Origin of the sequence: Gimesia aquarii (genome assembly GCF_007748175.1) — a bacterium.
In the GTDB taxonomy this organism is placed as follows: Bacteria; Planctomycetota; Planctomycetia; order Planctomycetales; family Planctomycetaceae; genus Gimesia; species Gimesia aquarii_A.
In genome coordinates, this window is the sequence record NZ_CP037422.1 from 636,652 (window position 1) to 650,013 (window position 13,362).

Annotated in this window: 10 protein-coding genes; all 10 read left to right on the forward strand. The window is 42.8% G+C overall.

The genetic code is table 11. The features are described from left to right. The 10 genes from V202x_RS02685 (at position 1) to V202x_RS02730 (ending at position 13,277) form a co-directional block, all read left to right on the forward strand. Entirely contained in the window at positions 1-624 is a 624-nt protein-coding gene (locus V202x_RS02685; RefSeq protein WP_145170956.1) for an NADH:ubiquinone reductase (Na(+)-transporting) subunit D, read from the forward strand. Between the two features lies 1 nt (position 625). After that, on the forward strand, positions 626-1,237 hold the full coding sequence (gene nqrE, locus V202x_RS02690) for an NADH:ubiquinone reductase (Na(+)-transporting) subunit E (protein ID WP_145170958.1): 612 nt from the start codon (positions 626-628) through the stop codon (positions 1,235-1,237). A 72-nt stretch (positions 1,238-1,309) separates the two neighbouring features. Beyond that, positions 1,310-2,503, forward strand: coding sequence for an NADH:ubiquinone reductase (Na(+)-transporting) subunit F (gene nqrF, locus V202x_RS02695; protein ID WP_232098800.1), 1,194 nt, complete (start codon positions 1,310-1,312; stop codon positions 2,501-2,503). Continuing rightward, entirely contained in the window at positions 2,487-3,569 is a 1,083-nt protein-coding gene (locus tag V202x_RS02700) for an FAD:protein FMN transferase (protein ID WP_232098801.1), read from the forward strand. The genes nqrF and V202x_RS02700 overlap by 17 nt, the downstream gene beginning before the upstream one ends. Beyond that, positions 3,566-3,799 (forward strand): (Na+)-NQR maturation NqrM, encoded by a 234-nt coding sequence (gene nqrM / locus V202x_RS02705; RefSeq protein WP_197993186.1) that lies wholly within the window; start codon positions 3,566-3,568, stop codon positions 3,797-3,799. The genes V202x_RS02700 and nqrM overlap by 4 nt, the downstream gene beginning before the upstream one ends. 290 nt (positions 3,800-4,089) lie before the next feature. Beyond that, positions 4,090-4,659, forward strand: coding sequence for an Hsp20/alpha crystallin family protein (locus V202x_RS02710; RefSeq protein ID WP_145170962.1), 570 nt, complete (start codon positions 4,090-4,092; stop codon positions 4,657-4,659). A 285-nt stretch (positions 4,660-4,944) separates the two neighbouring features. Beyond that, positions 4,945-5,613: a hypothetical protein gene (locus V202x_RS02715; protein WP_144981189.1), complete on the forward strand. Its 669-nt coding sequence runs from the start codon at positions 4,945-4,947 to the stop codon at positions 5,611-5,613. 76 nt (positions 5,614-5,689) lie between these two features. After that, positions 5,690-7,225 carry an HTTM domain-containing protein gene (locus V202x_RS02720; RefSeq protein WP_145170964.1) on the forward strand — a complete coding sequence of 512 codons (1,536 nt, stop codon included), beginning with the start codon at positions 5,690-5,692 and terminating at the stop codon, positions 7,223-7,225. Positions 7,226-7,473: 248 nt separating this feature from the next. Next, on the forward strand, positions 7,474-9,102 hold the full coding sequence (locus V202x_RS02725; RefSeq protein WP_145170966.1) for a TolC family protein: 1,629 nt from the start codon (positions 7,474-7,476) through the stop codon (positions 9,100-9,102). A gap of 674 nt (positions 9,103-9,776) precedes the next feature. Then, positions 9,777-13,277, forward strand: a complete 3,501-nt coding sequence (locus tag V202x_RS02730) for a prepilin peptidase (RefSeq protein WP_145170968.1) — start codon at positions 9,777-9,779, stop codon at positions 13,275-13,277. Positions 13,278-13,362 lie beyond the last annotated feature (85 nt).

A 13,362-nucleotide genomic window follows, 5' to 3' on the forward strand; every position in this document is an offset into this window, starting at 1 on the left:
ATGAATTCAAAACAAAAAGAGGTTCTGACAGGACCGATTTTCAATAATAATCCCATTGCATTACAAATTCTGGGAATTTGTTCTGCTTTGGCCGTGACCACCAAAATGGAGACTGCGCTCGTGATGAGTATTGCGGTGATCTTAGTCACTGCCTGCTCTAATGCTGCGGTGGCTTCTATTAGATTGCAGATTCCCAGCAGTATTCGAATTATCGTCCAAATGACAATTATTGCTTCGTTGGTGATTCTGGTGGATCAGTTTCTGAAAGCGTTTGCTTTTGGAATCAGTAAGCAACTTTCAGTGTTTGTCGGATTGATTATCACCAACTGTATCGTGATGGGGCGTGCAGAAGGTTTTGCGATGAAAAATGAGCCCGGTATCAGTTTTCTCGATGGATTGGGAAATGGTTTAGGCTATAGCCTCATTTTAATGATCGTAGCCTTCTTTCGAGAGTTGTTTGGATCAGGCAGCTTATTTGGAATCCAGCTATTAAAATTAAGTCGCGATGGTGGTTGGTATGAGGCCAATGGTTTGATGTTATTACCTCCGAGCGCGTTTTTTATTATCGGTATTTTCATTTGGATTTTAAGAGTTTGGAAAACCGATCAAATGGAGGAAGCATAACATGTTTGAACATTATTTGAGCCTGTTTATAAAATGTTTGTTCATTGAGAATCTGGCTTTGGCTTTCTTTTTGGGAATGTGTACCTTTTTGGCCGTTTCCAAGAATGTTAAAACCGCCATTGGTTTGGGGATTGCAGTCATCGTAATTCAGACGATTACGGTTCCCGTGAATAATGTGATCTACCAACACCTTTTGAAAAAAGGAGCATTAGCCTGGGCTGGATATCCCAATGTGGATCTGACATTTGTTGGATTGATCTGCTATATCGGCGTGATTGCCGCCATGGTTCAAATTCTGGAAATGACTCTGGATCGGTTCTTTCCTGCGTTATATAACACGCTGGGTATTTTTCTACCCTTGATTACCGTGAACTGTGCGATTTTGGGAGGCACCTTGTTCATGGTGGAACGCGATTATAATTTCCCCGAAAGTTGTGTATTTGGTTTTGGATCGGGAGTTGGTTGGGCACTGGCGATTATGGCTTTGGCTGGAATTCGAGAAAAAATGAAGTACAGCGATGTACCACTTGGATTGCGAGGACTGGGCATCACGTTTATCACTGTTGGATTAATGGCGATGGCCTTCATGGCGTTTTCTGGAATCCAATTATAAGACTTCAATACATTCTATTTTTAGAGCGGTCAACGTTTTATCATGATTATAGAAATTCTGTTCGGCGTTATCATGTTTACGGCCATCGTGTTAGCATTGGTCGCCATTATCTTGATTGCAAAATCAAAGCTGGTAGCCTCTGGTAATGTCACGATTACTGTCAATGAACAAAAAGAAATCGAAGTTCCCGTCGGTGGTAAATTATTAAGTGCGCTCGCAGAAAATCAGATTTTTGTTTCTTCAGCTTGTGGTGGTGGCGGAACCTGTGCCCAATGCGAAGTCAAAGTGCTCGAAGGCGGGGGAGACATTTTACCAACGGAACGCTCCCATTTTAATAACCGGGAAGTACGCGAAGGCTGCCGTTTATCCTGTCAGGTGCCGGTGAAGAGCAACATGGAAATCGAAGTTCCACCAGAGGTCTTTGAAACTAAGAAGTGGGTTTGTAAAGTCAGGTCTAATGACAACGTTGCTACGTTCATCAAAGAGCTTATTCTTGAATTGCCTGCTGGTGAGGATGTGGACTTCAAGGCCGGTGGGTTTATTCAGATTGAAGCACCACCACATCATATTAAATATAGTGATTTTGATATCCCCGACGAATACAAGGAAGACTGGGATAATTTCAACTTATGGCGATTTGAATCTAAAGTAGATGAAGAAGTGATTCGCGCCTATTCCATGGCCAATTACCCGGGGGAAAAGGGGATCATCATGCTGAATGTGCGTGTTGCGTCTCCACCTCCTCGTTCACCAGAAGGCACACCTCCCGGTAAAATGTCTTCCTATATCTTCGACTTAAAACCGGGTGATGAAGTTACGATCTCTGGTCCGTATGGAGAATTTTTCATCCAGGAAACAGAGGCGGAGATGATTTATATCGGTGGGGGGGCTGGTATGGCTCCTCTACGATCACATATCTACGAGCTCTTCAAAGAACGTGAAACGAACCGAAAAGTGTCGTATTGGTACGGTGCTCGTAGCTTACGGGAAATGTTTTATGAAGATGAGTTCCGAGCTCTCGAAGAGAAGTTCCCCAATTTCAAAATGCACGTTGCCTTGTCTGACCCGGTTCCAGAAGACAATTGGGATGGTCTGCAAGGTTTTATTCACCAAGTGTTGCTAGATGAGTACTTAAGTAAACATCCTGCACCTGAGGACTGTGAATACTATATCTGTGGACCTCCAATGATGTTGTCCGCTGTTCGGAATATGCTGGATGACTTAGGAGTCGAACCTGAGAATATCCGCTATGATGACTTTGGCTAGTCGCTGTCACAAACCGTTTCTGCGCGTTGCCGTTTTACTGCTGTTGATCTTTCCTGTCACGGCATGTCAAACTGATCAGTCTGGTTCTCATACAGGCTCCGCAGGTAAGCTGCAGATTCAGGGTTCCACTATGGGGACGTCTTACCATATTACGATCTGCACTTCGCCTTCGAATCTGGTTGACTCCGATCTGCTTAAACAAGAAGTGGATCAACTGTTAGAAAACATCAACGCTCAGATGTCAACTTACATCGAGACATCTGAGTTATCCCGATTTAATCAATCGCAATCCGATCAATGGTTTGAAGTCTCTCCATCAGTATTAAAAGTCGTTGAAGCGGGGCTCAACCTAAGTAAAGCGAGTACAGGCGCATTTGATATGACGGTAGGCCCCCTGGTCAACTTATGGCACTTTGGTCCCGATCCAGGTAAAAGAACATTACCAGAATCTAGTCAGATAGAAGCGGCGAGAAAGAATGTTGGTTACCAGCATATTGAATTACAGCATGTTTCACCTGCGTTGAAGAAGTTAATTCCCAAAGTCTACCTCGACCTGTCAGCGATTGCTAAGGGATATGCTGTGGATCGCGTCACTTCATACCTTGATTCAAAATCGATCGAAAACTATCTGGTCGAAATCGGTGGAGAGATGCGCGCAAAAGGCACCAATCAAAGTCAGGTCCCCTGGAAAGTGGGAATAGAAAAACCAATTAGTGAGACACGCAAAATCCAAAAAGTCGTTCCACTTTCCAATCTGTCGATGGCTACTTCAGGCAATTATCGCAATTTTTTTGAAGTGAATGGCAAAACATATTCTCACACCATTGATCCTCGTACAGGTTATCCAGTGGATCATTCTCTGGCATCAGTCACGGTTGTCGGAGAAACTTGTATGAACTGTGATGCACTTGCAACATGCCTGATGGTATTAGGTCCTGATGAGGGGTATAATTGGGCTAAAGAGCGGGAGATCGCTGCTTACTTTATTGTAAAAGAGGAAAATGGTTTTACAGAACGATATTCCCCACGCTGGCAGAAATTGTTGGGAGAGGAAAACGAATCATGATGGCCACAATCTTGCTTGCACTTGGTATTTTTGTCCTTGCTTTCCTGGGAATGGCAGTGGGTGTCATCGTCAGTAATCGTTGTATCAAAGGGTCCTGTGGGGGCTTGTCTAATCTTGAAGGAGTTGAAGGTTGCTCACAGTGTGGCGGTTGCTCTGTTTCTGATCAACAACAGAGACAAGGTGATGAAGTGACTGCAGCTAATTCATGCTCTGTTGACCAAGAAAATTAGTCTCTTGGACGAAACCGGAAAATACTATTTTTCGGTCAGTCTTTTGTTATCATCAAATGATCAATTGCCATCGATCTTACCTGTAGCTTTTTCGAGAGAATTCATTCTGATGATGTTTCGATGTTGAAAAGTTGGCCAGAAATTTTCAATATTTCTGCTGGTAGTTCGAATAAGATATGAGACAATGAAGGCGGTATATTATTCTTCAAGAGTGAAGAAACTTGTGAAAGAATAGCACCAACATTTAAGCTCTAATTTTCAGTGCATTCGCTATCAAGAGGAGATTTGTGATGGAATCAGATGAGAATCAAGCCGAACCAGTTCATGTTTCTACCGAAGAGGAAACAGGGGAACAGCCGCGGGCTGAGCATGATAAAAAAAGTGATTCATCAGGAGTGAATACTTCGATTGAGCGATTACGATCCGAATTCGACAAATTGCTGGGAGTTGCCGTTGAACAAGGGGAACGCGCATTGGATAAGCTCGGTTTATTTGGAAGTGAGTCAGTTTGGATACCCCGCGTAGATATTCTCGAACTAGAAGAGCAAATTCAAGTTCAGTTTGATTTACCAGGTGTAGCAGCTGAGGAAATCAATATCACTCTGGCTGGAAATATGCTAACGATTGCGGGTACACGAAATACGGGAACAATCACGACGTCCGGCCAAACCGTTCGATTGAGTGAACGACCTGCAGGGCAGTTTCAACGATCTGTTCCCATGCCTGTTGCCGTCGATCCAGATAAGGTTACCGCGTCGGTACAGAACGGAATCTTGAACGTTTTACTAGATAAGTCTGCTACAGAAAAGCCTCGGCAGATTCCGATCAAAACTGGCTCCGAAGCTGGTGTTTCCTCTTAGCTTGCAGGTTTTTGTCCTGGTAATCGCTCTAAAAATTCTACTGATGTAACGGCGACTCGAATTTTTCTGTTTTCTCGTTTCAGTCACTATTGGCCTCTATTACGAGCATAAATCGGACATAGAGGTTGCTATTGACCTATTTTGAGAGATCGGCGATATTTGCCTCTCACAAAAGAGAGCCGGGGATTTCCATTGATGCGATTAGCGTTTATGCACCATTTCTAGCCTCTTTCAACGGTTTTTTGAATTTCTGATCTCATTGTTAAGCCAGGGAAGGCTACTCTGATGCGATTATTCAAACGTGGATTAGCATGTCTAACCATTATCGGTTATCTGGGTGTTTTAATGTTTGGCATCTTTTGCCATACCTTCTCCTATAGAACAGCCCAGCATCCCGCTATGTATTATATTGTCTGGGATATGTTCTGTGGCTGGTCTGCTTATTCGATTCGCACCCACATCGTTGGGGAAGGGGTAAGCGGGAAATATTATGAATTGTCACCGGGGCCGTGGGGAGATTATAAACCCTATGGTGATTTGGGGCGACGGCATTACGATACGACCGGTGATGCCTGGTTGAGAATGGCAATGAATACACTCGATAAAACCGAGCATGAGCCCATGCTTCGAATTTTGTGTATTGAGGAAGCCTGGTGTAAGAAATATAACTTACCAGATTCTGTCTGGGACAAGCGTTATGAAGAACCCAAGGATTTTAAAAATTATTATCGTTTACGCAAAGTAATTACACCGGAGGGCATTGTCGCACAAACTTATGTGCCCTGGCTGACCAGACAGCGATTTTTACAAATCAATGATAATCCTCGGTTGACTGCAGATATGAGTCGAGGGCGTCCTTTTTTTGCTGGAACAGTGGGTAGTCGTATTGAGCCCCAGGGACCGCAACATGATCCCGACGTTCCCATTCATCTCGCTTCGCCCGTGGGAAATTAAGAACGATTTACTCTCAGTTTGTTGTTTTACAACTTCAGTTGGTTTTTGAATCGTCAGATCAAACAGGATTTCAAGCATGGATGCTAAAGAATTGATTCCAACGCAACAAAATTCCATTCGTAATCGCTTTCATCGATTCTTTTTTGCAAAAGAAATACCCTTTGGATTGGCCATTGTACGCATATTAGTTCCTCTCATCTTATTTGGAACTGTGTGTACCAGATGGAGGTATTCAAGAGAATTGTTTTCAAGCGATGGAGCTCCAGCTCCCCTGGCAGATATCTTTCGCTATTATGATTTTCTTCCAGTTCTTCCGGGCAGTGTTGTTGTTGGACTATTTGCAGCACTGGGATTTTTTCTGATTTGTAGCAGCATTGGCTGGATGACCCGATTTTCCCTGATCGCTTCTGTCGTGCTATATACATATTTCTGTTTCATGGATTGTATTAGTATGGCAACGAAGTACTCTGTCATTGCTTCACATGTCTTGTTTTTACTTTCCCTATCCAATTGTGGTGCGATCTGGTCAGTTGATCGTTGGTTGAAAGGGAGGCGACAAAACCGATCGTTACCACAGTATACCAAATATGAACTTCCTCGGTTTGAGATATGGCCACAAAGACTGATGCAGATTCTTATTGGGGTGGTTTATTTTGGAGCTGCTATGACAAAGCTTCATACTCCTGGATATCTCGAAGGAGACCAAATCAGTTATTGGGCAATGTCACGGTATAATAATCCACATCCTATGGGGGATTTCCTGACGATGTATCCCATCGTCTTCTCAGTCATGTCTTACGTTGCCCTTGTCTGGGAAATCGTGTTTGTGTTTATCGTCTGGCAAAAGTGGGGCCGAATTGTTGGATTAGGTTTGGGAGCGGCTTTTCACATTGGAACGCTGTTTTCACTTGGATTATATATCTTCCCTATGATTTCGATTTCAATTTATTTTTGTTTTCTTACGGAAAAGGATGTTCGATGGTTATCGGCTCAGTTCCGTCGTTTCTATCGCCAAGGTGTTTGGTTGGCACAGTATTTCTTTAAGTTGAATGCCAGGATTGAACGTTTACGTCCGCACCATGTTACAGCTTGGAAGTCATCGGCTGCTTGGGGAGCAGGGATTGTTGTTGTTCTGTTCCTGAGTATTTATGTGGAAGACCGACTGGACTTATATGGCCTTAGACGAGCTGAAGGCCGAATGACGTTGCATGAAGTTGCCCCTGAATTAATAGAAGAAATGTTGGTACCAGAACAAGTGATGAGACAAAAAGACAAATTTCTCAGTGTTGATGTCGGAACACGGATGGTGGGCGGATGGCTCACGGATCGTAAATCGGAATTCATGGTTGGAGATTTAATACTCGTGCAATGCTGTCTGAATCCTCCTCACGAAGACATCTGGATTGATTGTCATTTCTGTGAAGAGAATGGACGAATTATTACCCGAGTTGGACAAATCGTTCCGCGCGAGAACTTACGATATACTTTTCAGATTTACGCGCCTGAGATCTTAGCTCCAGGTAACTACTATGTTTCCATCAAATCAAAAGGCAAAGAAATGATGCGGCGTTCAATTACGTTGCTTCCCAAACTTTCGGCAGTCGCAAACTGATCAGGCGATATCATTCTGATCCAGATTGGAAAGATATGTGGATTATAACGACAGGCAAATTAAAACCGACATATATTTGCCAAGCTACCAAAAGTCCTTAATAGCCATAACAGTTTTCACTGATAATATGCGGCGTGAATATGTACTACTCATATTGATTCCAGCATTCTAAATGGTAGTTCAGTCAATCACTTTGTCGATATCCTGAGTAAGCTATTTTACGTATCAGGAATTTGCAAAGGACTGCAATGGCGATGCTGTATTACGATTTTTTCGGTGTTTTGAGTGAAAGAAGTCGTCAGAAGCAAGTTAGATTTGCTGATTTTGCCGTTAAGCTAATTTTTTTTGCTTGTTTACTCTTCCCTTTTTCAAGTTGTTCACATTTCGAGCAATATGCAGAAAAAGAATCAGGCATCGTATCTCCCCAGCCTCCGCTCGCCGCAAAAACCACCGCAAGAAAAACAAAAGCTTCTAATTATTCTGGTAAACTGCCAGCAATTGAACTGGTGGAATCTGAATGGCAGGAATTCGACGAAACCCAGGATATACGGTCGTCAGAGTCGCAAATTGAGCGAGTTGCTTTGAATACCCCTTTAGTCCCGCCTGCTCCTACAAAAGAAAAAGGAACAACCTGGAGTTCGGGGAAGAAAAGTTACTCACTAACACAGTTGGAATTGATGGCCAGCGAATATAATCCAACGTTGGCTCAGGCATCTGCTGTCGTCGGTAAAGCATGTGGTATTCAAACGCAAGTTGGTAAACGACCTAATCCAATTGTGGGATATTTTGGTGACGAAATTGGTGATCAGGGTACTGCGGGTCGACAGGGAGCTTTTATCTCCCAGACGTTCATTACAGGTGATAAACTCAGACTAAATGAACTCGTTGCAGAAAAAGACGTTCAGGAAACGTCGTGGCAGTATGAAGCTCAGCGGATGCGAGTTAAGAACGATGTCAGTTCACGCTATTACGAAACCTTAGGCGCGCAACGAAGAATTGAACTAGCGAACGAATTGCTCAAAGTTGCTGAAGACGGACTAAAAGTGACTCAGCAACTATTTAAAGCACAACAGGCGAGTCGGGCAGATATCTTACAATCGAAAATTCAACTAAATGAAGTGCAGATCATTCAGCAAAATGCGGTTTTGGCTTTTGAAGCATCCTGGAAACGATTGGTGAATATCATCGGACTCCCTGATCTGGTGCAGGGCCGATTAACAGGAGACCTGGAAGAACAGTTTGCTCCCATTTCAGACTGGGACATTGTTTATAACGAATTAGTGAGCAAGAGCCCGGAGTTGCAGGCAGCCTACTATCGTGTTCAACGTGCATGGTCTCAAATCGAAAGACAACAAGTACAGGCAAAACCAAATCTACAAACACAAGTAGGAGTCGGGCACGATTATCAAACAGGGAGTGAAATCGTAAATGCACAATTAGGTGTGTTTTTGCCGATATTTAATCGGAATGAAGGTAACATTGCAATTGCATCTTCTGACTATCATCGTGCACTAAAAGATGCAGAACGGATCGAGTTAAACTTACGTGATCGATTGACATCAGTTTATCGAAATCATCAGCAGGCTGCCCAGCAGGTTAACCGTTTTCAGAAAGAGATCTTACCTTCCGCAAAAGAAAATCTGGAATTAACAAATGAAGGTTATCGCCAGGGAGAATTTGAATTCTTGCGCGTTCTGACAGCACGTCGTACTTTTTTTGAGGCAACACAGTCATATGTCTCGTCACTCATTGCACTGCGGCAGGCAGAGATAGGAATCTCCGGTCTTCTTCTTACAGGTGGACTCAATGCAGTACCTGATATAAGCCAGGGAGCAGGTGGAACAACCCAACGTGGACAAGCTTTGAATGGTCAGTAACCCCAAGTTGATTAATCTTGTGGTAACAAGTGTCTACTTTTTTGTGATGAACAGACCAGCTTTTCGCGCCTTTTAGTAAGTGCAGCTTCCAATTCTTGATCTACAAGACTCGCGCAAGGATCCCCATCATATTCCCTTGTGAAAAAGCAGTCTTGGTACAAACGAGCCCAAGGTTATCGATAGCATAAATTCTGCTATGAATACGATATTTATAGCATGGACTCTCGAGATTTCTTCATAAATCCTAAGTACATAGATAATTTAATCTGTATACCCGCTCCTTCTAATTAGAGGTAATACTGCCCGTGGTGCGGAGTCACATCTAAGTAGTACTAATTCTTCTGAAAACATTCAATTACAAATTTGTGCACAGAATCTGGAAAAGCGATTCGATCCGTTTTGAGTCGTTCGAGAATTGTCCTTCAATCGTCTTCTTACTGTGGGCAAAGGACGAGACTCGAAGAACCCTGTTTGAAATACGGATTGACAGAAATTTTTATTTTTTTCGCAATTTCCCCAGTCTCACTTACGTCCAATCTTTCAGACAATGAACGAAAAAAACTATACTGTTTTCTATAAACTCTGAATTTAACGCTTTTTACGCGATTGCCCTGTTTGCCATCTATTCTCAACCAGATAACAGGGTATTGGACAATGTACAAAAGGTGGGTAGTATGCAATATCTAAGATTGGCACCTCGTTTTTCCCTTTTTTTGTTTGTAGCAACTACCTTACTTGGACTACCTGAATTCACGCGTGGTCAGACACCAGTTGATGCTGGTAAGCCTGTTCTCAGTACGAAAGACAAAGTACCCGAAAAGGAAAATGAATGGGACCATCTGATATATATCCCCTTTAAAAACATTAAGGACGTTCTCAACAAGTCTGAAGCGACCATTTTTATGCCGTATTTGGAGTATTTAAAACTCTGGTCCCAGTCGGCAGGCATTGGCACTGAGGGTGGTATCAACTTTCCTGTCAAAGCAGTCGTAACAAGTTCTTCTTACACTGGCACGGTTGAAGAAAACGTGGCGCGTATTCAATGTGATTTAACGATTCAAGTGATAGGGGATCCTTGGGTAGAAGTTCCATTACGTTTTGGAAAAGCTGCAATTGGAAAGGTCAGCTCTACGAATTCGAAAGTTTTTTTGCGGGGCACTGGAAATGGAAGTTATGCACTATTGCTCTCTGAAAAAGGAGAGCATCGGGTGCAGATTGAACTATTAACGCGTGTAAAAAATTCCCCCGAAGGACACATTTTTCAGTTTGAATGTCCAACGGTTGGGGTTACAACCTTGGAACTAAAGATTCCTGAAGCAGATCAAACTGTGAAGATTACCCCCCAACTGGTGCGGCTGCCAATTAAGTCACCTCAAGATGCCACTTTGGTTAAGTCGACATTGGGAGCAACCAATCAGATTACAGTGCTCTGGTATCCTCGTGAAAGCACAAAGCCAGAAATGGACTTGCTGGCGAGTGTCGAGAATTCTACATTGGTTTCAATTCGAGATGGTTTAGTCAATACACAATCATTATTAAAATATGAGGTCCTCAGAGGGGATATGCAAAGTGCACGGATTGCAGTTCCTCTCAAAGATCGTATTTTGGATCTTTCTTCCTCCAACACCAAAATCAAAAGCTGGGAAATAGAGAAAACAGATAACAAACAAATCATTGCAGTTGAATTCCTCAATAAGTTGCAAAATGGTGCGCTGATTCAAGTGAATACAGAAAAAGATATTCCAGATGAGCCATTTAACATCCTTGGCTTATCGGAGACAGCAACGAGTGGAATTCATGCACTCGATGTTATCAGAGAGAGCGGCCAGATTGCTATTGTCCCCGGAGAAAGTATGACGTTTTCTGTTACTAATACAGAAGGTGTCACTCGCAGTGAAGTTGCAAGTATTCCCAAGAGTATTCAAAGGCCCAACGCCGTTTATTATCGTTTTTTCAATCCCTCAGCAAAACTGCAGATCAGTATACAGCCACTCAAACCTCGTATTTTTGTAAATCAGTTGACCGAGTTTTTTTTCGGTGAAGATGAAATTCGAGTGCGAGCACAACTAGACTATGACATTCAACGAGCGGGTATTTTTTCGTTTCAGTTAAAAGTTCCAGAAAAACTGGTCATTGATTCTGTAAATGTGGCTGGCCTGAAAGAATATAATTTTGATAAGAAAACGCGGCAGTTAACGGTTGCTTTGCTGCAAAAATATCAGGGGAAATTGAAACTACAGATTCGTGCGCATCAGGATTTCAATAAAGGATCGCAAGAATCAAAAGTCAATGTTCCATTACCGGAGCCAATCAACGTTGAGCGGGAGACAGGTCAAGTTGCCATTTATGCTCCCGAGTCAATGGAGTTGATTATTAGAAATCAGGATGTCGTTGGTGCGCAGCCTGCCACGTATTCGAACCCAAGAATTACCAAGACTTCATTAGCTTCTGCTTGGGATTATAATCGCCGTCCAGTTGAGATTCCGGTTCAGATTCAAATTAAGCCGACACGACTGGTCGCAGATGTTGCAACCAGTATCGAAGTCAAAGAGCAAATTGCCGAAGTACTCAGCAGAATTGATTATCAGGTTCAATATGCCGGAGTGGATACTTTTCGTTTCGCTGTTCCTGAAGCAATTGCTGATCTGATCCAGATTCGATCTTTATCACCGGCTCCAGCACCATCCATCAAGCAGAAAAGTCGTGCTGAAAAAGCGGTTGAAGGTTGGGTTGTCTGGACTGTAACAACGCAGAGAAATGTCCAAGGCCGTTATTCACTCGAAGTACGTTATGACATTACATCAGGTTTGTTAGCTTCTGCGGCAAAGCCAGATTCTGAAGCAGAGAATACAGACAAAGAAAAGAATGAGGCATCAAAATCGGAAACAGGAGATATCTTGCTGGATAAGATCTCTTTACAACCATTGAAAGTATTAGGGTTAGAAAAAACGAATGAAAATCAGCGTTCGCGTGATGTTCCACTGGCAAGGGTTTACGGTGAAATTGCAGTTCGGAAGTCGAGAACGCTTTCTGTTTCAACTTCAAATCTGGAAGAGCAACTGGATCCAATTGACATCCGCGAATTGAAATTATTACCGAAGGAAGGTTTTTTAGCATTTCGTTATTTTAGTCAACCGGTAAGTCTGGAACTCATATCTACGAGACACAAAATTCAGGAAGTCATAGAAACGATTATTATGAAATCTCTAGTTGAGGTCGTTGTGACTAAAGAGGGACGTTCAACTTATCGCTGTCGTTATTTGATCAAATCAAGTGAAAGGCAACAGTTAAAAGTGGCTTTGCCAGAAAATATGGAACCGTTAAGTATTACTGTAGCCGGTCAACCAGTTCCTTTGGAAAAAGATGAGCAAAGTCAAAGCGAAGATGGTTGGTCAACGTTTTTTATTAACGTTGCCCGAGACCAGTCTTCAGATCAACCGTTTTTGATCACCTTATTATTTACAAAATCTGTTCCCAGGATTACAGAATCATTTGGTGGTAATTTAAAGTTGCCCTTGCCGCTTTTTGGTGGAATCGATGGTGAAAATGTTGTCGTTCAGCAATTGAAAACAGCAATTTGGGTACCTGATCAGTATACCTTGGTTGGTGTGGCTGATGAATTTGAGCCTGATGATCAGGTTTTTATATCTGGGATCATTCCTGGGAGGGGAGGGATTCAGGCATCAGGAACCGATTTTGATTCTTGGATTGGGGCTTCTGCTGGAGCCTTGGTGGACTTTCCCACTGAAGGCCGTGTGTTTTCTTATTCGCGATTGGGAGACAGTCCGGAAATCAGTGTTTCATGGTGGAAACTTTCCTTTTCTACCTGGGTCTTGAGTAGTGCCCTAATTGCGATTGCCTTCGTCATGCGAAAAAAGACTTGGGAAAATAAGCTCACTCTGTTGATCTTTTTGATATTTATACTTGCGATTTACTCACTAACTGATGCAGACAAAGTGCTGGTTGGTGTTTATGCCGCGCGTTTTGGAATTGTCGCAATGCTTAGTCTCTGGATTTTGTATGCTTTCGCAGGATTGCGAGCTGGAAAGAAACTTTCGTCAGATGCAGTAATCCAACATCGTTCCAATATAGATGGCGGTGGTCATTCAGCCGCTGTGATTCCACCTCCGGGTATATTTGATGAATTTATGCAAAATCAATCTGGCAAAAAATAGTCCAGTAAATATTGGTAAGACCTGACCTTGCATATATGTGGCGTTGTTGACTTTTTAAGAGACTAACTGTGAGCGACTAACTTCA

Excerpts from the sequence above, each read along its gene's own strand:
- V202x_RS02730 (WP_145170968.1), top strand. The coding sequence starts at position 9,777 with ATGCAATATCTAAGATTGGCACCTCGTTTTTCCCTTTTTTTGTTTGTA.
- V202x_RS02720 (WP_145170964.1), top strand. The coding sequence starts at position 5,690 with ATGGATGCTAAAGAATTGATTCCAACGCAACAAAATTCCATTCGTAAT.
- nqrM (WP_197993186.1), top strand. The coding sequence starts at position 3,566 with ATGATGGCCACAATCTTGCTTGCACTTGGTATTTTTGTCCTTGCTTTC.
- V202x_RS02685 (WP_145170956.1), top strand. The coding sequence starts at position 1 with ATGAATTCAAAACAAAAAGAGGTTCTGACAGGACCGATTTTCAATAAT.
- V202x_RS02715 (WP_144981189.1), top strand. The coding sequence starts at position 4,945 with ATGCGATTATTCAAACGTGGATTAGCATGTCTAACCATTATCGGTTAT.
- V202x_RS02725 (WP_145170966.1), top strand. The coding sequence starts at position 7,474 with ATGGCGATGCTGTATTACGATTTTTTCGGTGTTTTGAGTGAAAGAAGT.
- V202x_RS02700 (WP_232098801.1), top strand. The coding sequence starts at position 2,487 with ATGATGACTTTGGCTAGTCGCTGTCACAAACCGTTTCTGCGCGTTGCC.
- nqrF (WP_232098800.1), top strand. The coding sequence starts at position 1,310 with ATGTTTACGGCCATCGTGTTAGCATTGGTCGCCATTATCTTGATTGCA.
- nqrE (WP_145170958.1), top strand. The coding sequence starts at position 626 with ATGTTTGAACATTATTTGAGCCTGTTTATAAAATGTTTGTTCATTGAG.
- V202x_RS02710 (WP_145170962.1), top strand. The coding sequence starts at position 4,090 with ATGGAATCAGATGAGAATCAAGCCGAACCAGTTCATGTTTCTACCGAA.